A 21,594-nucleotide genomic window follows, 5' to 3' on the forward strand; every position below is an offset into this window, starting at 1 on the left:
CTAAGTTACATAGTCCTATCTGTCTTATATACGAATCAAAAGTAGTTTGGTTTCAAGATTTATTCTATTAAAAGGGGAGATTTTTATGAATTTGCATGAACTATTCAAAATGCAGGAAGAATTGGATCGATTTATCCAATCGAATCAGGAAATCAACGAAGACGTTTTCAGAAAGAAAGGTTTAGCTTTATTAGTGGAGTTAGCTGAACTGGCGAATGAAACGCGCTGCTTCAAGTTTTGGAGTACCAAAGGACCTTCTGAGCGGCCGGTCATTTTAGAGGAATACGTTGACTCGATTCATTTCTTGCTGTCACTCGGTATTGAGAAGGATTTGAATACCTTAAAGAAGTGGCCCGAGCCCGTAGCGGAAACGGATTTGACGGAGCTGTTTTTGCTGACTCAAAAAGCCATTCAAGAGTTTCTGGAGAATTATTCAATGTCCAATTTCATGGAGATTTGGAGCTGCTATGGCGGATTGGCTTTAGCATTGGAATTCAGCTACGAAGAAGTCCTCGAAGCCTATATCCAAAAGAATAAAACCAATTATGACCGCCAGCATAACGGCTATTGAAAGAATGAATGTTTTGATAACTGAGCAGGATTGCATTATAATGGAAAAGCAACGGATTACTTAGGAGGTCGAAATAATGTCTACTCTAGATAAAACACAATTGATGTTAAAAGAATTGACGGATGCGAACGGCATTCCTGGAAATGAGCGCCAATCGCGTGAAGTCATGAAAAAATACATAGCACCATTTGCCGATTCCATAGAAACAGATGGCTTGGGAAGTTTGATTGCACGAAAAGAAGGACTGGCTGACGGACCTAAGATCATGGTAGCTGGCCATTTGGACGAGGTCGGTTTTATGGTCACGCAAATTGACGAAAAAGGCTTCTTGAAATTCCAACCGGTAGGCGGCTGGTGGTCACAAGTGATGCTGGCGCAGCGCGTGACAATCACAACGCGCAACGGCAAGGAAATTACAGGGGTGATCGGTTCCAAGCCACCGCATATCCTGTCTCCGGAAGCGCGCAAAAAACCTGTCGAAATCAAAGACATGTTCATTGATATCGGCGCATCTTCGCGTGAAGAAGTGAAAGAGTGGGGCGTGACTCCCGGCGACATGGTCACTCCATATTTCGAGTTCACGGTAATGAACAATGAAAAATTGCTGATGGCGAAAGCTTGGGACAACCGCATTGGTTGTGCAATCGCTATCGATGTTCTAAAAGGACTGAAAGGCGTCGACCACCCGAACGTGGTTTACGGAGTGGGTACGGTGCAGGAAGAAATCGGCTTGCGCGGCGCTAAAACAGCGACTGCCCAAATACAGCCGGATATCGGGTTTGCTGTGGACGTGGGCATTGCCGGCGATACACCGGGGATTACCAGCAAAGAGTCCAACAGCAAAATGGGCGATGGTCCACAATTGCTGTTGTTCGATGCTTCTATGGTTTCCCACCGCGGCTTGCGCGAATTAGTCGTAGACACAGCTGAAGAAGCAGGCATTCCATATCAGTTCGAAACGATTGCCGGCGGCGGAACCGATGCAGGCTCGATCCATTTGACGGCAAACGGCGTGCCGGCGCTTGCCATTGGTGTAGCCACACGCTACATCCACTCGCACGCAGGGATCCTGCACCGTGATGATTATGAAAATGCCGTGAAACTGATCATCGAAGTGATAAAAAAATTGGATAAAGACACAGTCGCGCGCATTACATTTGAATAAACTAGGTGACCTCTTCGCTTTGGCGAAGGGGTTTTTAAATTTTTGTTGATTCTGCAAACAACTATCACTTTTCCGCAAACAAATCGTCCTATTCTGCAAACAAAGCCGGTATTCTACAAACAAGTCATTGTATTCCGCCAATAAACTGTTGTATTCCGCAAACAATCGTTTGATCTTTCGCTTTTCGCCTGCGAAAAGCATTCATTACAAGTGTTTTTTTATTTGGAAATGCGGAATCTTGATAAGTTCAACAAAAACCTACGAAAGAAAGAAACGTCGCTTAATGCTATACTTCAACTATTCTATGGGGAGGTGCTTAATGAGCAAAAAAGAAATGGGTTTACTGTCGGAAACAGAGTCGCTGGAAAGGCTGTTATATCGTTTGCCGGAAAATCATCCGAAACGCCAATTTTTGCAAGTCGAATTGTTTAGAACAGCTGCAGGAAAAAGAGGAGAAAAGCGGCTGGAACAAAAATTGAAAGAATTTAGACTTGCAGAAAATCATCTTTTTCTGCGGAATGTTTGCTTATCAAAGGGCGAGTGGAGAATTCAGATGGATGGACTATTGCTGACCGAACGGGGGGCCATCATCATTGAGTCCAAAAACATCAGCGGCCAATTGTTTTTCGATGACAAGACAGGCGAATTCTCACGAATCGACTTGGAAGGCATCCGAACTGTTATGGAAGATCCGACAGTCCAATTAAATAAGCATATCCGTTTTCTTTCACTATTCTTCAAACAGCACAAAATCAATTTGCCAATCGACGGCATAGTGGTTTTCACTTCAAAGTATTGTGAGTTCATGACAAAGCCGAAAATGCGCTATGTCTGCAAAAATTATCAACTCATTGATTATTTGTTCACCATACTCGATACATTCCCTCAACAAGCCACACCTCAAAATCTACAGAAGATTGATAAACTGCTTCAAAAATTTCAAACTCCTTACAATCGGTATCCATTGTGCCAGCAATACTTTATCGATCCCAATGAATTGCAAACAGGCATTCTCTGTGCAGCTTGTAAAAAATATAGTATGGTACGCAAACACAAATCAGGGTGGATATGTTAGAGATGTCAGCTGGTGGATCCGCTTGCGTTGGAATGTGCTGTGCAAGAATATTTCTCGTTGGTCCATCCGCGGCTGAGCAACCGGCAGCTTCGGCAATTCTGCAATATTGACTCGCCTTATCTGGCTTCACGTTTGCTGGCAGCGTTCGATCTTGAACCCATTGGCGCTTTGCGGAACCGCAGTTATCAAATTAAAGAAGAAACAGTAGCTTTTCGCCCTTGGTGAAGAGCTTTTTATGCGTTCTGCAAACAAACTGCCGAATTCCGCAAACAACCTTGGGTATTCTGCAAAAAAAATGGTTATTCCGCAAATAAACATACGAATTCTGCAAACAACTAGCGCGTTTCCGCAAACAAGCCTTTAAAAAGGAATGGAGTATAAACGGATACTGGAAATATGTTATGTTTAATTTACATTGTGTATAAAAACAGAACATCTCATTAGGAATATGAAACCAATGCTTAAAAATCGCGTAAAAGAACTGAGAGTCCGCTCTGGTTTCGCGCAAAGCAAGTGGATGCCGCCCGCCAGACGATTGTCTTTATTGAAAAGGAGAGTTTTCGCTTTGTATTTTTGAACTTCCACAAGCACTTGAAGGGGGAAACTGAATGATTTATGAATATTTTCTGGTTTTTTTAGGAGCCGCAATTCCGTGGTTTGAAATTGCTTTAGTGATTCCGCTTGGCATCATCTGGGGCTTGTCGCCTTTTTGGGTGATGGTGGTGGCCTTTATCGGCAATATGCTGACTGTATTAGCATTGATCATCGGCTTCGATCGCTTCCAAATCTGGTATAACAAGCGCCAAGAAGCGAAAGGAAAAAACGTTTCGAAAAAGAGTGAACGTGCGAAACGCATTTGGAACAGATACGGTTTGCCTGGACTTGCGATGCTTGGACCGATTCTGATCGGCACACATATTGCCGCCTTTATCGGCATGACACTCGGCGCAACCAAAAAGAATACGACCCTTTGGCTGACCATCAGCATTGCCGTCTGGACATTGGCTTTCGGCATTTTGACAGCTCTTGGCTTTGATTTCTTCACGAGGGAAATCTAAGCTGTGTCCAGATTCCAGCGCCCAGCCCCTCGAGTCGCTTCAGCCTTTCCAGCAATGGCAAAGGACGCCATTACCGTAAAGGCTTCCAGCGCTTGTCGGGGCTAGATGGGCGCTTCCGCTTTTCTGTATGCTATACTGAAGCTATTCTGAAATAAAGGCGTGATCCTGTAATGAAAAGAATTGAATCGAACCAAAACTCACTCGTTAAGCATTGGAAAAAGCTTGGAACGACCCGGAAAGAACGCGATAAATTCGCGGAATTCCTGGTCGAAGGCTTTCATTTAACGGAAGAGGCTTTAAAGAAAAAAGAGCTGATCAAGTCATTGATCGTCCGTGAAGGTGTGGATATTCCAGCAGACTGGGACGTTGAAGGAGTTCCTCAATATTCCGTAACAGCGGGTGTAGCAAAAGAAATATCGGAAACCGAACATACACAGGGCATTTTTGCACATTGTGCGCAGCCTGAGTTTGCGGAAGACGAGCAGAAGACATGGACGAAGCTTCTGATGATCGATGCTGTCCAGGATCCGGGCAATATCGGCACAATGATCCGTACAGCATCGGCGAGCGGCATAGACGCCGTGATTCTGGGCAAAGGATGCGCAGATCCGTATAATCCGAAAACCGTGCGTTCGGCGCAAGGGTCGCATTTCCAAATCCCTGTCGTTAAAGGGGAATTGATTGAGTGGATCGAACAGTCCAAAGCAAGCGGCATCCAAATTTTCGGGACGGCATTGCAAAACTCGGTGCCGGTCCATGAAGCGGAGACGAATGAGAAATTTGCTTTAATCGTTGGGAATGAAGGCAGCGGCGTTGACCAAGTGCTGCTTCAGCAGACAGACCAAAACCTGATGGTGCCGCTTTACGGCAGTGCAGAGTCGTTGAATGTCGCAGTAGCAACTGGCATTCTTTTGTATAGTCTCGTCCCGAAAAACTAAGTTTGATAAAAGCCGTGAACTTTCGTATAATGAAAGAGTAAATATAAGTAAAAGCGAAGAACGGGAAAAGTACGTTGCGCCCTTACATCACAGAGATTCCGCACCTTGACTGGAAGTGTGGATATGTAAACGCCTCAGAAGTTCACCCCGCGAGCTGCCCGACGGGACCAGTAGAAATGCTGTAAAGATGGGCCGGTGAAGAGCCGTTATGTAAATGAGTGATTGCTGTATGGCGATAACTAGGGTGGTACCGCGAATAATGCCTCGTCCCTTTTCTGGGACGGGGCTTTTTACTGTCTAAGGAGGAGAAAAGAATGGAAGCACAATTGCAGGAATTGAAAACACAGGCACTCGATCAGATTGCCGCAGCTTCAACGGTCAAAGAACTGAACGACGTCCGCGTGGCGTATTTAGGGAAAAAAGGGCCGATTACGGATTTATTGAAAGGCATGGGGAAACTCCCGGCTGAAGAACGTCCGAAAATGGGTGCTTTGGTCAATGTTGTACGTGAAGAAGTGACAACTCAATTGGAAGGCCGTATGGCTATCCTGGAAGAAGAAGCGATCAATATGAAGCTGCAAAGTGAAACAATCGACATCACCTTGCCAGGACGCCCTGTGAAAACAGGCAATTCGCATCCGTTGACGCGCGTTGTGGAAGAAATCGAAGACTTGTTTATTTCCATGGGCTACGAAGTGGCAGAAGGGCCGGAAGTGGAAAAGGATTATTACAACTTTGAAGCATTGAATTTGCCGAAAGGTCATCCGGCTCGCGATATGCAGGATTCCTTCTATATAACAGAAGATATTCTATTGCGTACACATACGTCACCGGTACAGGCGCGTACGATGGAAGCCAAAGGTGGAGAACCGATTAAAATCATCTGCCCAGGCAAAGTGTATCGCCGCGACAGTGATGACGCGACGCATTCGCACCAGTTCACGCAAATAGAAGGATTGGTCATCGGAGAAGATATCCGCATGAGCGACTTGAAAGGGACACTTTCCGTCTTCGCCAAGAAAATGTTCGGGGACGACCGCGAGATCCGTCTTCGCCCAAGTTTCTTCCCATTCACGGAGCCTTCTGTGGAAATGGATATTTCCTGCTTCAAATGCGGCGGCAGTGGCTGCAACGTCTGCAAAAAAACAGGCTGGATCGAAATTCTGGGCGCTGGAATGGTGCATCCGAATGTTCTTGAAATGGCCGGCTATGATTCAAAACGCCTGACTGGATTCGCTTTCGGCATGGGGCCTGAGCGCATTGCCATGTTGAAATATGGCGTCGAAGATATCCGTCATTTCTATACAAACGATGTCCGCTTTTTATCCCAATTCCAACGTACAGAACTTTAAGGAGGAAATAAAACATGCTCGTATCCATTAATTGGTTGAAAGACTATGTAAATACACAACAATTGCCGCCCGCTGAATTGGGTGAAAAAATAACGCGTTCCGGTATCGAAGTGGACGCAGTCATCGACCGTTCGCACGGCATGACAAATATCGTCGTCGGCTATGTCGAGTCGTGCGTCAAGCATCCGGAAGCAGATAAACTATCCATTTGCCAAGTCAACGTTGGCGAAGAAACCACTCAAATCATCTGTGGCGCACCGAATATCGCGGCCGGCCAAAAAGTCATCGTGGCTCGTCCTGGCGCAAAACTTCCGGGCGACATCAAAATCAAGAAAGCGAAACTTCGTGGAGAAGAATCGCATGGCATGATCTGCTCGCTGCAAGAACTGGGCATTGAAGGCAAACTCGTACCGAAAGCTTACGCAGAAGGAATCTATGTATTGCCGGAAGATGCGGAAACAGGATCTGATGTCATCACCAATTTTGATTTGGATGACACAGTATTGGAACTGGGCTTGACGCCCAACCGTGCAGACGCGATGAGCATGCTTGGAGTCGCTTATGAAGTCGGTGCGATTCTTTCCGAAGAAGTGCAGCTTCCTGAAATCAGCTACAACGAAGCATCGGATACTGCGGCGTCCATGTTGACGTTGAATGTGGATGCACCTGAAGCCAATCCATTATATGTTGCAAAAGTGGTCCGCAACATCAAAGTACAGGAATCGCCAATGTGGCTGCAACAGCGCTTGATGGCTGCAGGCGTCCGCCCGCATAACAATGTGGTCGATATCACCAACTACATTTTGATGGAATACGGCCAGCCGCTTCACGCATTTGATTACGATGCACTGGGAACCGGCAACATTACAGTTCGCCACGCCAAAGAAGGCGAAATGATTACTACGCTTGACGACGCAGAACGTAAGTTATCCGGCCATCACCTGGTCATCACCAATGGTGAAAAACCAGTGGCGATTGCCGGCGTAATGGGTGGAGCCAACTCAGAAGTAAGTGATTCGACAACGACGGTTGTCATTGAATCGGCTTATTTTGCATCAGGATCTGTTCGCCAGACATCGAAAGATCACGGACTTCGCAGCGATGCAAGTTCACGCTACGAAAAAGGCGTTGATCCAAATCGTGTCATCCCGGCTGCAGAACGTGCGGCGCAATTGCTGTCTGAACTTGCCGGTGGAGAAGTATTGGCAGGATCAGTGGTATTTGACGAATTAAATAAAGAAGAGAAAATCGTTAAAGTTTCTCCGGATTTCATTAACAGCCGTCTCGGCATGAAAATTCCTTTCGAAGACATGCTGGAAATTCTGAAGCGCCTGAAATTCGATACGCAAGCTGTAAATGGCCAATTGGTGATTTCGGTACCGACACGCCGCCAGGATATTCAAATTTCTGAAGACGTGGTGGAAGAAATCGCACGCCTTTATGGCTACGACGAAATTCCAGCAACCTTGCCGGAAGCAGAAACAACGCCAGGAGGTTTGACGCCTTACCAGGCAAAACGCCGCATTGTCCGCAACCTGATGGAAGGCGCCGGTTTGCTTCAGGCGACGACGTATTCACTGACTTCCGAAAAATCGGCGAAGCAATTCGCTTTGGAAGAAACGGATACGACGCGTCTGTTGATGCCGATGAGCGAAGAGCGCAGCATCCTTCGCCAAAGCTTGCTTCCGCATCTTTTGGAATCTGTTACGTATAACACAGCGAGAAGAATGGATTCAGTGGCATTGTATGAAACTGGTTCAGTCTTCCTAAAAGGCGATGACGAGCTTTTGAACGAGCAGGAGCATTTGGCAGTCGCCATGACCGGTCTTTGGCTTGATAACAGCTGGCAGGGCGAGAAAAAGCCAGTCGACTTTTTCGTCTTGAAAGGCATTGTGGAAAGCCTTGCCGATAAACTTGGCGTTCAATTGACGTTTGAACGCGGCCAAATGGACGACTTGCATCCAGGCAGAACCGCATTCATCATGCACGACGGCCAACGCATTGGTGTTATGGGCCAATTGCACCCGTCCGAGCAAAAAGCACGCGACTTAAAAACAACGATTGTCATGGAATTAAACCTGGCAGCGCTGTTGAACCTGGAAACAGAAGCTTTGGTCTACACGCCAGTGCCGCGCTACCCATCCATGTCACGAGATGTGGCATTAGTCCTTTCGAAAATTGTCGAAGCGGCAACGATTGAAACAGTCATCCGCAACGCAGGCGGCAAGCTATTGAAAGACGTTCGCGTATTCGATCTGTACGAAGGCGATAAAATGGAAGAAGGCAAAAAATCAGTGGCCTTCTCGTTGACTTACTTCGATCCTGAGAAGACGTTGACGGACGAAGAAGTCATCAACGCACACGATAAAGTATTAGCAGCATTGACGGAAGTCGGCGCTGAGCTGAGAAGTTAAAATGATTCGATAGTAATGTGTAAAAAGGATGAACCTATTGGGTTCATCCTTTTTATTTGATTTAGTAAGTAACTTGATATAAAAAATTTACTTTTTATAGGACTTTTTAGATTTTTCATCATAAAAATGTGGTAGTATTTATCTATTATGAAAAACGGAGGTACTCTCGTGAAGAGCCTGATGCAAAATGAAAAAGGATTGACGCTAGTTGAGTTGTTGGCAGCTTTAGTGATACTGGGAATTGTCCTTGTGAGTGTGATGAGTTTCTTTACCCAGTCGGCGAAGTTTACAGCCAGTAATCATGAAACATTAACTGCGGTCCAAGTTGGAGAGGAAGTTGTATCTAAAGTAAGAAATATTCATTCGCTTGTGGATTTGACACAAGCTCCTGAAAAATTTAGTGGAAACGAAGAGAAAGTTGCTTCAGCTATTCTATATTCTGATTATGATATTAGTGTAAAAAAAGAAGGTGGTTTAGTTGCTTCTAAACTACAAAAAGTAACAATAACTGTCTTATCTAAAAAAAACCTCGACAAACCTACTTCTGCATTTAAAACAGAAATGTATTTTGAGGTGAATTAGATGAAAAACGAAAAAGGAATTACATTAGTAGAACTTTTAGCTGCATTAGCGATTATGGGGATAATTGTAGTTGCAATCATGTCCGTTTTTTCCACTGGAGTGAATTCCTCTGATCGGAATGCGAGCCGCCAGCAGCTCCAACAGGAAGCAAATCTGATTGTGGAACAGATCCGGACGACTTACTTGGAAAATGAAAAATCTGATTTGATAGCTGAAGAGTTTAAGGTGAAAATTGAAGGTGATGAATTGTTGGTTACATCATTAGAAGATGAGAACGAGAAAACCTTATCTAACGGTTACCAATATAAATTAGCTAAGTCCACAGGAACCTTAGAAGTATTTTTGGATAGAACTAAAACTTCGCCTTTTTATTTAGAGATTTGTTCAAATGATCAATGCTTTGAAGTCCAGACGTCATTCAGTAAGTTGAACTAGGAGGAAAAAGAATGGACCGGATCCGAAATGAAAAAGGTTATGCATTATTACTAGTTATGCTATTGGTCGTTCTCTTTACTTTAATGGGAATGGGCTTGCTTACGATGAATATGAATGCAGCGAAACAATTCAATACTAAAGAAGAGCAAGTACAAGCAAGGCATCAGGCTGAAATGGGCATTCTACATTATGGTGCTGTGCTGGAAGAAAAAATTAAAAATTCATCAGCCACGGCTATGAAATGTAGCGATATAGATGCCTTACTAGGTACAACGAAAAAAATTACAGCCGGTAATTATATAGTGGAACCTGTCAATGCTTTAGGTTCTTCATGCAAAGAAATGGAAAATAGCAAGCTATTGGAAATAACGATCAAAAGTAAAGGAATCATAAACGAAGATACTATAAAAGAAGTTAAGGCAACTTTTTATGCTGCAAACCAAGGAGTTTCTACATCTGCACCGATTGCTAGTGGCAGTGCAGATTCCCCTACTATGCCTACTAGTCCTGATACAGTGACACTCAGTGAACTAACTATGAAAAAGGAAATAAAAAGGTATACTGGAAATTTAATTATTAATACAAAATTAGATATTGAGGGTGGTAGTTCAGATAGTTTAATAGTTGGAAAAGATTTATATATTACGGGAAATATAGTTATTCAGAATCATGCTTGTATTGCAGCTGGAGGAAATTTCGTGGCTTTAAAGTCTTTTAATTGGGGACATAGTAAAACCTCGTTACTAGTTAGGAATGATGCATATTTGCCCTCGACAATTGGGAATTGGCAAAAAAATCAAGTGAATGCATATGTCTTCGGAGATTTATACTTACCAAGAACCTATAATTATGATGTCAAAAAGCAAGATGATAGAAATCTTTATATTGCCGGAAAGGTTTATCAATTAGATAGCCAAAATAAGTATAACGAGATCAAAAATCCTTTTAAAGCACTTAAAGGACAACAAGTAACAGATGCCAGTAAACTATCATGCGGGGTTACTGCTTCAAAAGAAGATATATTGGGTGTACCTAAATGGATTTTGCAGGATGAAAAAATAATAAACTATCAATAATACAGTATGAAGAAACAAGTATTCTCATTCCAATAGCCAAAAAGAAGCCGAAAAGGAAGTTTCAATTCCTTTTCGGCTTCTTTTAAATACGATAATAGTCGGCTGTAAATATCAATCAGATTTCTTTTTCTTCCCAGCCAAAACCTTCGCCTTCCCCGTATTCGCAAAATGCACCTTCGTCAAACTCTTCAAATATTCCTCACCATGCTTCAGCAAAATCTTCGCGGCTGCTTCATCAACAATTTTCCCTGCCCCTTTCGGCAACGTGACGCCAGCTTCAGCGCTCATGCGGTCCATTTCTTCGAGAAAAGCGACGCGTGCAATGATGGAAGCACAGGCAACCGATACGTGGAGACCTTCTGCTTTAGTGGAGAACAGGACGTTCTCGCGGATGATTTCAGGTTCTTCTTTGATGTGTTTGTAGTAGATGCCGCGCTCGGCAAATTGGTCAATCAGGATGGCGTCCGGTTTTTCCGGCGCGATCTCATGAAGCACATGCTTCAGCGCCTGATTATGCAAAAGCGCTTTTATTTTACCTTGTGACCAGCCCTGGCCTTGCACTTTGTTGTATTTATCATTTTTCAAAGTCAGCACTTTATGGGCAAATGCTTCCCTTAAGTCGGGTGCCACTTGGCGCATCCATGCATCGGTAAGCTGCTTGGAATCTTTGACGCCGAGTTCATGGGCGAGTTCGACTTTGTCTGCAGGTACATAACAGGCAGCTACCGTAATCGGGCCGAAGAAGTCGCCGGTGCCGGTTTCATCAGACCCGAGGACGGATAGCTTGGCGAATCCGTCAGGCAGTTTGTCGCCTTTCGTCGAAACGGTCTTTTCGACTGCTGATTCTGCAGCTCCCCATTTGGCGGCTTCACGAGCGGCACCGTTTCCTTGGAACATGACTTTTCCGGAAGTGTAGACAGTGACCACAGCATCCGGCAGTTTGGCGCTAAAGCGGGCATATGGATTTTTGGTCTGGATTTTGTTTTTCTGGTAATGCGAAATCACTTGGAGCAGACTTTCCTCCGGGAGTTTCAGAACTGTATTTGACATGGACACGTCACCTTTCTTTGATTCACAATCGGCTTGTTTTCATGGTATGATGGTCTATAGAATTCCAAAGGGGGATATTGCATTGTCAGAGCAACATAAAATTCACACGGTCGTTGACATCTATGGCAACACCTATAAAATGGTCGGTACTGAGACTTCCGGCCACATGCGTCTGGTCGCATCGATCGTCGACAGCAAAATGCGCGAGATCAATGCCTTGAATCCATCGCTGGACCAAGCGAAGCTTGCGGTCTTGACGGCTTCAAATGCGGTACATGACTATCTTAAACTGAAAGAGCAAGTTGAACAATTAGAAAATGAATTGAAAAAACTGAAGGGTTGACGCTAATGCTTGATATACTTTTACTCATCATTCTGCTCGGTGGCATCATCGTGGGCGCCAAACGAGGCTTTATTGTCCAGTTAATCCACATGGTCGGCTTTGTTGTCGCTTTGATTGTGGCTTATAAGTACTATAAACCCTTGTCCGAATACTTCACGTTATGGATTCCGTACCCGGCAGTAAATGAAAACTCGCAGTTCACGATCGTCGTAGACCAATTGGATCTGGATCAGACCTTCTATCAATTATTGGCGTTTGCGCTTATTTTCTTTGTGGTGAAGTTCGGTTTGCAGCTGATTGCTTCTATGTTTGATTTCTTGAAGTTTTTGCCGGTGCTCGGATTTTTCAGCAAGATTCTTGGAGCGGTATTAGGCTTAATTGAAGTTTACATCCTGTTGTTTATCTTCATCTATGTACTGGCGTTACTGCCGGTTGATGCCGTGCAGAACCAATTGGAGAATTCCGGAATTGCCCAGTCTATGCTTGAACATACGCCTTATTTCTCTGAGAAAGTGAAAGAATGGTGGTATATTTATATGTAGTAGGAACTTCTCTCTTACGAGGGGAGTTTTTTTAATCGAAATGGGGAGGGCTCTCGTTGAATAAAAAAATCATCATTCGTACGCTTGAAAAAATAGCGTTATACATGGAACTTAAAGGGGAAAACCCGTTTAAAGTATCCGCTTTCCGAAAAGCTGCGCAGGCGCTTGAACTGGATCAGCGCAGCCTGGACGAAATTGAAGATGTTACGAAGCTGAAAGGCATCGGCAAAGGCACGGGAGACGTCATCCTCGAATTGATCAACGACGGCAAATCGACCGTTCTTGAAGAACTTCAGGAAGAAGTCCCAAAAGGCCTCATCCCAATGATGAAGCTGCAGGGAATGGGCGGCAAAAAGATCGCCAAACTCTACAAGGAACTTGGCATCGATTCGATGGAAGCCTTGAAAGCAGCTTGCTTGAACCAGGAAATTCAAAAGCTTCCAGGGTTCGGGCCGAAGTCGGAAGAAAAAATTTTGAAAGAACTGAATGATTTTGAGACGAAACCTGATCGCCAGCCGATCTGGAAAACGGAAGAAACCGTGGCATTCATTGAAGACGTATTGATCACGATTGCGGAAGTCACCGAGTTTTCAGTGGCCGGCAGTTTCCGGCGGACCAAAGAAACCAGCAAGGATTTGGACTTCATCATTGCGACGGCTGAACCGGCGATCGTGAAGGAGCAATTGCTGGCGGCGTTGCCTGTACAGGAAACAATTGCATCAGGAGAAACGAAAGTCTCTGTCACTGTAGATGTATTGGAACCGATCGATGTCGATTTCCGCCTGGTGGCGCCTGAAGAGTTCGTCACCGCTTTGCATCACTTCACCGGATCTAAAGACCATAATGTCAAAATGCGCCAATTGGCGAAATCCCAGAACAAGAAAATCAGTGAATACGGAGTGGAGCAAGAAGACGGGACGGTTGCGACTTTTGCATCCGAGAAAGAATTTTTCGCGCATTTCGGACTGCCTTTCATTCCGCCATCCGTTCGTGAAGATGGGCGTGAGCTTGACCGCCTGGAAGAGTTGCCTGAGCTGGTGGCGATTGAAGACATCAAAGGCGATCTTCATATGCACACCACCTGGTCGGACGGAGCCAATTCCTTGAAGGAAATGGTCGATGCCTGTGTGGCGAAATCCTATGAATTCATGGTCATCACCGACCATTCTCAATATTTGAAAGTCGCTAACGGCCTGACACCCGAGCGTTTGACGGAGCAGCATGGATTGATCCGCGAAATCAATAAGCAGTACCCGGCGATTGAAGTGTTGTCCGGAACAGAAATGGACATTTTACCGGATGCCACCTTGGATTTTGACGATGCCATGCTGAAACAATTGGATTTTGTCATTGCCAGCATCCACTCTAGCTTCCAACAGTCGCAGGAACAGATCATGGAACGCATTTTGACTGCGATGAAAAATCCGCATGTCCACATGATTGCGCATCCGACTGGCCGAATCGTAGGCCAACGCGAAGGGTACGATCCGGATGTTGAACAGATTCTGGATTGGGCCAAGGAATACGGCAAAATTGTCGAGTTGAACGCCAGCCCGTACCGTTTGGATCTTGCTGTCCCGTATTTGGTGATGGCGCAGGAAAAAGGTGTGCCTGTCGCAATCAATACGGATGCCCATGCCATTGAAGGCCTGGAAGTCATGGAAACAGGCGTCAAGCATGCCCAAAAGGCATGGCTGAAAAAAGACAATGTAGTAAACACATGGTCGCTGGAAAAATTGAAAGCCTATTTGAATAAATCGAAGTAAATTAGTTTTTAAAATAAAATGAAGTTGTTTTTCGGAATATCTTTATTAATTTATCTGAAACGTTAGGAGGTTCTTAAATGATCGCAGAACGCGCGTTAAGAACACTTGAATTTTATAAAATCCGGGATGAAGTGGCACGGTATTGCACATCGTCACTAGGAAAAGCCCATGTGGATAACTTGCTGCCATCTACAGATATCAACGAAGTTAATCGTTTGCTCGAAGAAATGGATGAAGGCGCACAAGTATTGCGTGTCAAAAATAATGTGCCGATGGGCGGTATTTTTGATATCCGTCTGCATGCACGGAGAGCGCAAATTGGCGGCAGCCTGAGCCCGATGGAACTGATGGAAGTTTCATCGACCATCCGTGCCAGCCGCATTCTGCGCCAGTTTTTCGAAACGATCCAGGAAGAAGCAGTGATTCAAATTCCACATTTCCTGGAGAAAAAAGAATCGATGCCGATTCTGACAGCTCTCGAACATGCCATCAACATCTGTATTGACGATAACGGCGGCGTTTTGGACAGTGCGAGTTCTGAATTGCGCTCAATTCGCCAGCAACTGCGGACGCAGGAAAGCCGTGTCCGTGAACGGCTGGAAAGTCTGGTGCGCGGTAAAAATGCATCGAAAATGCTGTCGGATTCCATCGTCACCATCCGCAATGACCGTTTTGTTATTCCCGTTAAACAGGAATACCGCAGCCATTATGGCGGCATTGTGCACGATCAATCATCATCCGGGCAAACATTGTTCATTGAACCGGATGCCGTGGTACAGGCCAATAATGAAGTGCGCCGCCTGAAAATGAAAGAAAAAGAGGAAATCGACCGGATTCTGCAAATGTTGTCAGCACAGGTGCAGGAAGTGGCCCATGAACTATTTGATTTAGTGGAAGTGCTTGGGGAAATCGATTTGATTTTGGCAAAAGCGAAATACGGAGCTGCCCATAGAGGGACCAAGCCGACTATGAACATAGAAGGCTACATCAATTTGAAGAAAGCCCGCCATCCATTGATTCCGAAAGATGAAGTGGTGCCGAATGATATCGAATTCGGCGGAGAAATCACTGCAATTGTCATTACGGGCCCGAATACAGGCGGTAAAACAGTGACGTTGAAAACAGTTGGCTTATCAACTTTGATGGCACAATCCGGTTTGCCGGTTACTGCGCTCGATGGATCGGAACTGGCGGTATTCGATCAGATTTTTGCGGATATCGGCGATGAACAGTCCATCGAACAAAGCCTCAGTACCTTTTCATCCCATATGGTCAATATCGTTGATATCCTGACCAAGTTCGATGAGAATTCATTGGTGATTTTTGATGAGCTGGGTGCAGGTACAGATCCACAGGAAGGCGCAGCACTGGCCATTTCACTGCTGGATGAAGTGCATGGCAGAGGAGCACGTGTCATTGCAACAACCCATTATCCGGAATTGAAGGCTTATGGCTTTAACCGTCCGGGTGTAGCCAATGCCAGTGTAGAATTTGACGTAGAAACACTAAGCCCGACTTATCGTCTGTTGATCGGAGTACCAGGCCGAAGCAATGCTTTTGAAATCTCCAAGCGACTCGGCTTGCCTGAACATATCATCAGCCATGCCAAGAGCTTTACAGGAACTGACAGCAAAGCAGTCGATTCGATGATCGCTTCTCTCGAAAAGAGCCGCCGTGAAGCGGAGCAGGACGCCGAAGAAAGCAAACAGGTGCTGGCGGAATCAGAACGCTTGAAAAAAGAGTTGGCGAAGCAGCTGGAAGAGTACGAACAGCAAAAAGAACGGCTTGAAGAAAAAGCGAAAGAAAAAGCCCGGAAAATCGTTGAGCAGGCACGGGCAGAAGCGGAAGCTGTCATTTCGGATCTTCGCAAGATGCAGCTGAATCAAAGCTCGTCTGTAAAAGAGCATGAATTGATCGATGCGAAAAAACGCCTGGAAGATGCGATGCCTCAAAATCGAATCCTGAAAAAAGCGGCAAAAGATAACGCAGCCAAACCGCTGAAAGCCAATGACGAAGTCAAAGTGATTTCCTTTGGCCAAAAAGGGACATTGGTCGAGAAAGTATCGGAAAATGAATGGATTGTTCAAATCGGCATTTTGAAAATGAAGTTGCCGGAGTCTGATTTATCCTATACCAAACCCGAAAAACAGAAAGAGACCCGGACCATGGCAACCTTGAAAGACCGGGACAGCCATGTGAAGATGGAACTCGATTTGCGCGGAGAACGATATGAAGATGCCCTGGCGCGTGTTGAAAAATACCTCGACGATGCGTTATTATCAAATTACCATCAAGTATCGATCATCCATGGAAAAGGGACCGGTGCATTGCGCCAAGGTGTCCAGCAATATTTGAAAAAGCATCCACGGGTGAAAAGCTATCGTTTTGGTGAAGCAGGGGAAGGCGGCTCGGGCGTTACCGTAGCCGAGTTAAAGTGAGTTTCCGCAGAGGAGTATAGGACATGACTGAGAATGGATTTTGGACGCACCCAGTAGTTGAATCAGCTGGCTACTTCAGTGTGGTGGTATTGTGCCTGATCGTTGCCATGGTAATTTTTGAAATGGTGACAAAATATAATAACTGGGAACAAATCAAAAAAGGGAATTTAGCGGTAGCAATGGCTACAGGCGGAAAGATTTTTGGTGTCACCAATATTTTTCGCTTTTCAATTGAACAGCATAATTCCTTGTTCGAAATGATCGGCTGGGGATTGTTCGGTTTCACCTTGCTGATTTTTGCTTATATCCTGTTTGAGTTTCTGACGCCTAAGTTTAAAGTGGATGATGAAATTGAGCAGGACAACCGGTCTGTCGGATTGATTTCAATGGTCATTTCTGTCGGTTTGTCTTTTGTGATCGGAGCCAGTATTCAATAGGAGTTGGATGTCGTGGAAAACTTAATCAAAATATTATTTGTGTTTTGTGCAATCTTTCTGATTGTGGGAGTCATTTTTCTGTTTCTTTTCTAAAGAACAGTGCCAGCCTTGGAGCTGGCTTTTTTCTTGCCTTAATCCAAGAATAGACAGATTTAAGCAAGATAGTACAATATATAAAAAATAAAGTTTGTAAGCGGTATCATTTTTCTCTATAATTAAATATAGGAATATTCGCGCGATTCTAAAAAAACTAGGGGGTCAAAAGAATGACTGAAAAGCCGTGGTTAGCCCATTACCCACCGGAAGTTCCGCACACGTTAACGTATCCCAGCATGCCGGTACAGGATTATTTAACAAAGGCATACAGAAAGTTCCCGAAAAAAATAGCCATCCATTTCATGGGGAGAGAACTTTCTTATGAAGAACTTTATCAATCCTCTATGAAGTTTGCCAACTACCTGCAGAAACTGGGCATCCAGAAAGGTGATCGGGTTTCAATCATGTTGCCGAACTGTCCGCAGGCGGTCATCAGTTTTTATGGGATCCTCTATGCCGGCGGTGTTGTCGTTATGACCAATCCGCTTTACACAGAACGGGAAATCGCTTACCAAATGAAAGATTCAGGAGCCCGTGCCATTATTGGGTTGGATATCCTGTTCCCGAGGATTTCGAAAGTATTGAAGGAAACGGATCTGGAAAATGTCATCGTCACAGGCATCAAGGATTACCTGGCATTCCCCAAAAATTTGGTTTATCCGTTTATCCAGAAAAAGCAATATGGCATGAACGTGAAAGTGGAACATCGGGGCATCAATCACTTGTTTACTGAAATCATGAAAACGGCGCAGCCAACTGTAGCGGAAACGCCATTTGATTTCGATGAAGATTTGGCTTTGCTGCAATATACAGGAGGCACAACAGGTTCTCCTAAAGGCGTCATGCTGACGCATAAGAACCTCATCTCCAATGCAACAATGTGCGACAGCTGGCTATACAAAACAACGGACGGGGAAGAAACGATCATCGGAATCATCCCGTTATTCCACGTTTATGGTTTAACGACGGTCTTGATTTTATCGGTCATGCAGGGAAATAAAATGGTGTTGCTTCCGAAATTCGATCCGGAAACGGCATTGAAGACCATCAATAAGCAAAAACCGACGCTTTTCCCTGGAGCGCCAACTTTGTATATCGGCTTGATGAACCATCCTGATATCGCCAAATATGATTTGTCTTCCATTGAAGCCTGCTTGAGCGGTTCAGCACCTCTGCCGGCTGAAGTACAAGAGAAATTTGAAGCATTGACCGGCGGGAAATTGGTTGAAGGCTATGGTTTGACGGAAACATCACCGGTAACCCACTCGAACCTGGTTTGGGGCGAACGGACAAAAGGATCAATCGGCCTTCCATACCCGGATACGGACTGCAAAATTTTCCAAACGGGCACAACCAATCCGGTACCAAATGGGGAAATCGGTGAAATCGCCATCAAAGGGCCTCAGGTAATGAAAGGATATTGGAACAAACCTGAAGAAACAGCTGCTACAATCGTCGATGGCTGGTTATTGACAGGAGACCTTGGCTATATGGACGATGAAGGCCATTTCTTTATCGTCGACCGCAAAAAAGACATGATCATTGCCGGTGGATTCAATATTTATCCGCGTGAAATCGAGGAAGTGCTGTATGAACATGAAGCTGTTCAAGAGTGCGTCGTGGCAGGTATACCGGATCCGTATCGAGGTGAAACGGTAAAAGCATACATTGTGCTAAAAGAAGGCTATACTGTAACAGAGGAAGAATTCAATCAGTATTGCCGTGAACACCTCGCTTCATTTAAAGTGCCGCGCGTTTATGAATTCCGCAAAGAACTGCCGAAAACAGCAGTCGGGAAAATTCTGCGCCGTTCACTGGTCGATGAAGAGATTGCCAAGCAGAATGAAGCAGTGCCGTCTTAACGAAATAAGCTTGACACATTATTGAATAAACTATAATATGAAAATATGAATGAATCGCCATTCATATTTTCATATTTTTTTGGGTGGTGACAACATGGTAAAAAAGGATAAGCCGAAATACAAACAAATCATTGATGCGGCTGTTATTGTCATTGCTGAAAATGGCTATCATCAAGCACAAGTCTCGAAAATAGCCAAACAAGCAGGGGTAGCCGACGGAACGATTTATCTGTATTTCAAAAACAAAGAAGACATTCTGATTTCTGTATTCCAGGAAAAGATGGGTGTGTTCGTCAGCAAACTTGAACAGATCATCTCGCGTGATTTGGATGCTGCATCCAAATTGGGATTGATGATTGAAAGCCATTTTGAACTTTTAGCCGGTGACATCCATTTAGCGATTGTCACACAGCTCGAATTGCGCCAATCCAACTACGAAATCCGCATGAAAATCAATAATGTGCTGAGGGAGTATTTGAAGCTGATGGATCAGATTCTGGTTAAAGGCATGGAAGATGGAGAATTTGATCAAGCGATGGATATTCGTTTAGCAAGACAAATGGTTTTTGGTACAATGGATGAGACCATCACCACTTGGGTGATGAATGATCATAAATATGATTTAGTCGAACTCGCACCACAAGTTCAGCGTTTGCTGCTGAAAGGTATGCAGGCTTAAAGGAAGGGGCTCATTGGATGGAATTTATCAGTTGGAAAAAAGAAGATGGGGTAGCTGTCGCGACGATTAATCGTCCACCGGCAAATGCACTGTCGCGTTCGCTCATTTTGGAAGTCGATGAATTGTTGAACCAAGTTGAGAATGATGAAGAGGTTCGCGTCATTGTCCTGCACGGGGAAGGTAGATTCTTTTCTGCAGGAGCTGACATCAAGGAGTTTACGCAAGTATCTTCAGGAGAAGAATTTTCAAAATTATCAGCGAGCGGCCAGGAAGTTTTTGAACGGGTTGAAACCTTCCACAAGCCTGTAATCGCGGCGATCCACGGAGCAGCCTTAGGAGGCGGATTGGAATTGGCAATGAGTTGCCATATGCGATTTGTCACTGAAAATGCTAAACTGGGATTACCGGAGCTTCAACTGGGCTTAATACCCGGGTTTGCTGGGACACAGCGCCTGCCAAGATATGTAGGCTCAGCGAAAGCGGCTGAAATGCTGTTGACGAGCGATCCGATCTCCGGTACCGAAGCTGCACAATACGGTTTGGCTAACCGTGCTTACGCTGAAGAAGACCTGTTAACGGAAACGCTTTCAATCGCCCGTAAAATTGCGAAGAAAAGCCCGGTTTCCGTCAAAGCGGCGATTGGGATGCTGCAGTACACAAAGCCTGCGTCTTATCATGAAGGCGTAAATGCAGAAGCACAATCTTTTGGAACTGTCTTTGTTTCAGAAGATGCAAAAGAAGGAATCCAGGCATTTCTGGAAAAACGTGAAGCACAATTTAAAGGGAAATAATACTTGGGAGGTTTACGTTCATGAACATTTATGTATTGGTAAAACGTACGTTTGACACAGAAGAGAAAATCGTCGTTTCTGGTGGACAAATCCAGGAAGACGGAGCGGAATTCATCATCAATCCTTACGATGAGTACGCAATTGAAGAAGCCATCACAGTCCGTGACGCACATGGCGGCGAAGTGACTGTAGTCACAATCGGCAATGAAGAAGCAGAGAAACAGCTGCGTACCGCACTTGCGATGGGCGCTGACAAAGCTGTCTTGATCAATACAGAAGACGATGTTGAAGAAATGGACCAGTTTACTTCTGCGTACATACTGGCTGAATACTTGAAAGACAAAGAAGCTGATTTGATTCTAGCAGGGAACGTAGCAATCGACGGCGGATCTGGGCAAGTCGGACCGCGTGTGGCTGATTTGCTTGGCATCAACTACGTAACGACAATCACTAGCTTGAGCATTGAAGGCGAAACAGTTACCATCGTCCGCGATATCGAAGGGGATGCGGAAGAATTGGAAACATCCTTGCCGCTTCTGGTTACAGCACAACAAGGGTTGAATGAGCCTCGCTATCCATCACTTCCAGGAATCATGAAAGCGAAGAAAAAGCCGCTTGAAGAATTGGAATTGGATGATCTGGACATCGAAGAAGACGATGTAGAAGCTAAAACTGAAACAATCGAAATCTACTTGCCGCCGAAAAAAGCGGCCGGGCGTATTCTGGAAGGCGACATCTCCAACCAGGTTACAGAATTGGTCGGACTATTGCGCAACGAAGCAAAAGTTATTTAATTGAAGAAAAGCGAAGGTGCCCGTTCAGCTCTGACGGGCATAAGACAGACCAGCGAAGTGGCGCTCTTTGCCGCACAGCTGGGTTGGCTTATGACCCAAAGAGCTGGGTACCGGAGTCTGGACAAAGAAA

General features: G+C 44.9%; 21 protein-coding genes and 1 other annotated feature. Of the genes, 20 read left to right on the forward strand and 1 reads right to left on the reverse strand.

What is annotated here, in order from left to right:
- Nucleotides 1-85: 85 nt before the first annotated feature.
- The 11 genes from IRE19_RS06320 to IRE19_RS06365 all read left to right on the forward strand — a co-directional run bounded on the left by IRE19_RS06320 (nt 86) and on the right by IRE19_RS06365 (nt 10,666).
- The gene (locus tag IRE19_RS06320) at nt 86-571 is read left to right on the forward strand and encodes a dUTP diphosphatase (RefSeq protein WP_203339733.1); all 486 of its coding nucleotides are present in this window, start codon (nt 86-88) and stop codon (nt 569-571) included.
- Between the two features lie 76 nt (nt 572-647).
- Nucleotides 648-1,736, forward strand: a complete 1,089-nt coding sequence (locus tag IRE19_RS06325; RefSeq protein WP_203339734.1) for a M42 family metallopeptidase — start codon at nt 648-650, stop codon at nt 1,734-1,736.
- Between the two features lie 319 nt (nt 1,737-2,055).
- Complete coding sequence (locus IRE19_RS06330) at nt 2,056-2,811, forward strand: nuclease-related domain-containing protein (RefSeq protein ID WP_238943109.1); 756 nt, start codon at nt 2,056-2,058, stop codon at nt 2,809-2,811.
- 12 nt (nt 2,812-2,823) lie between these two features.
- Complete coding sequence (locus tag IRE19_RS18410) at nt 2,824-3,036, forward strand: hypothetical protein (protein ID WP_238943110.1); 213 nt, start codon at nt 2,824-2,826, stop codon at nt 3,034-3,036.
- Nucleotides 3,037-3,419: 383 nt separating this feature from the next.
- Complete coding sequence (locus IRE19_RS06335) at nt 3,420-3,869, forward strand: small multi-drug export protein (RefSeq protein ID WP_203339735.1); 450 nt, start codon at nt 3,420-3,422, stop codon at nt 3,867-3,869.
- 170 nt (nt 3,870-4,039) lie between these two features.
- A complete protein-coding gene (locus IRE19_RS06340) occupies nt 4,040-4,807 on the forward strand; it encodes a TrmH family RNA methyltransferase (RefSeq protein WP_191716017.1) in 768 nt (255 codons plus the stop codon).
- Between the two features lie 47 nt (nt 4,808-4,854).
- Nucleotides 4,855-5,082 (forward strand) — a binding site (T-box leader).
- A gap of 39 nt (nt 5,083-5,121) precedes the next feature.
- Nucleotides 5,122-6,159 (forward strand): phenylalanine--tRNA ligase subunit alpha, encoded by a 1,038-nt coding sequence (pheS, locus tag IRE19_RS06345; RefSeq protein WP_191716016.1) that lies wholly within the window; start codon nt 5,122-5,124, stop codon nt 6,157-6,159.
- Nucleotides 6,160-6,173: 14 nt separating this feature from the next.
- A complete protein-coding gene (pheT, locus tag IRE19_RS06350; protein WP_203339736.1) occupies nt 6,174-8,573 on the forward strand; it encodes a phenylalanine--tRNA ligase subunit beta in 2,400 nt (799 codons plus the stop codon).
- A 168-nt stretch (nt 8,574-8,741) separates the two neighbouring features.
- Nucleotides 8,742-9,155 (forward strand): prepilin-type N-terminal cleavage/methylation domain-containing protein, encoded by a 414-nt coding sequence (locus IRE19_RS06355; RefSeq protein ID WP_203339737.1) that lies wholly within the window; start codon nt 8,742-8,744, stop codon nt 9,153-9,155.
- Entirely contained in the window at nt 9,156-9,590 is a 435-nt protein-coding gene (locus tag IRE19_RS06360; protein ID WP_203339738.1) for a PilW family protein, read from the forward strand. It begins immediately after the preceding gene.
- A gap of 11 nt (nt 9,591-9,601) precedes the next feature.
- Nucleotides 9,602-10,666, forward strand: coding sequence for a hypothetical protein (locus IRE19_RS06365; RefSeq protein ID WP_203339739.1), 1,065 nt, complete (start codon nt 9,602-9,604; stop codon nt 10,664-10,666).
- A gap of 111 nt (nt 10,667-10,777) precedes the next feature.
- Here IRE19_RS06365 and rnhC read toward each other — a convergent pair whose 3' ends face one another.
- Nucleotides 10,778-11,716, reverse strand: a complete 939-nt coding sequence (rnhC, locus tag IRE19_RS06370) for a ribonuclease HIII (RefSeq protein WP_203339740.1) — start codon at nt 11,714-11,716, stop codon at nt 10,778-10,780.
- 82 nt (nt 11,717-11,798) lie between these two features.
- Here rnhC and zapA point away from each other — a divergent pair, with 82 nt between their 5' ends.
- The 9 genes from zapA to IRE19_RS06415 all read left to right on the forward strand — a co-directional run bounded on the left by zapA (nt 11,799) and on the right by IRE19_RS06415 (nt 21,464).
- Nucleotides 11,799-12,059 (forward strand): cell division protein ZapA, encoded by a 261-nt coding sequence (gene zapA / locus IRE19_RS06375; protein WP_065537053.1) that lies wholly within the window; start codon nt 11,799-11,801, stop codon nt 12,057-12,059.
- A gap of 5 nt (nt 12,060-12,064) precedes the next feature.
- Nucleotides 12,065-12,601, forward strand: coding sequence for a CvpA family protein (locus tag IRE19_RS06380; RefSeq protein ID WP_203339741.1), 537 nt, complete (start codon nt 12,065-12,067; stop codon nt 12,599-12,601).
- 56 nt (nt 12,602-12,657) lie between these two features.
- Nucleotides 12,658-14,367, forward strand: coding sequence for a DNA polymerase/3'-5' exonuclease PolX (polX, locus tag IRE19_RS06385; protein ID WP_203339742.1), 1,710 nt, complete (start codon nt 12,658-12,660; stop codon nt 14,365-14,367).
- Nucleotides 14,368-14,444: 77 nt separating this feature from the next.
- A complete protein-coding gene (locus IRE19_RS06390; protein ID WP_203339743.1) occupies nt 14,445-16,805 on the forward strand; it encodes an endonuclease MutS2 in 2,361 nt (786 codons plus the stop codon).
- Between the two features lie 23 nt (nt 16,806-16,828).
- Complete coding sequence (locus IRE19_RS06395) at nt 16,829-17,242, forward strand: DUF350 domain-containing protein (protein WP_191716010.1); 414 nt, start codon at nt 16,829-16,831, stop codon at nt 17,240-17,242.
- A gap of 266 nt (nt 17,243-17,508) precedes the next feature.
- Nucleotides 17,509-19,200 carry an AMP-binding protein gene (locus IRE19_RS06400; RefSeq protein ID WP_203339744.1) on the forward strand — a complete coding sequence of 564 codons (1,692 nt, stop codon included), beginning with the start codon at nt 17,509-17,511 and terminating at the stop codon, nt 19,198-19,200.
- A 94-nt stretch (nt 19,201-19,294) separates the two neighbouring features.
- Nucleotides 19,295-19,879 (forward strand): fatty acid metabolism transcriptional regulator FadR, encoded by a 585-nt coding sequence (gene fadR / locus IRE19_RS06405; protein ID WP_191716008.1) that lies wholly within the window; start codon nt 19,295-19,297, stop codon nt 19,877-19,879.
- A gap of 17 nt (nt 19,880-19,896) precedes the next feature.
- The gene (locus tag IRE19_RS06410; protein WP_191716007.1) at nt 19,897-20,670 is read left to right on the forward strand and encodes an enoyl-CoA hydratase; all 774 of its coding nucleotides are present in this window, start codon (nt 19,897-19,899) and stop codon (nt 20,668-20,670) included.
- A 20-nt stretch (nt 20,671-20,690) separates the two neighbouring features.
- Nucleotides 20,691-21,464, forward strand: coding sequence for an electron transfer flavoprotein subunit beta/FixA family protein (locus tag IRE19_RS06415; RefSeq protein ID WP_191716006.1), 774 nt, complete (start codon nt 20,691-20,693; stop codon nt 21,462-21,464).
- Nucleotides 21,465-21,594: the final 130 nt, after the last annotated feature.

Source organism: Planococcus beijingensis, from assembly GCF_016820615.1.
In the GTDB taxonomy this organism is placed as follows: domain Bacteria; phylum Bacillota; class Bacilli; order Bacillales_A; family Planococcaceae; genus Planococcus; species Planococcus notacanthi.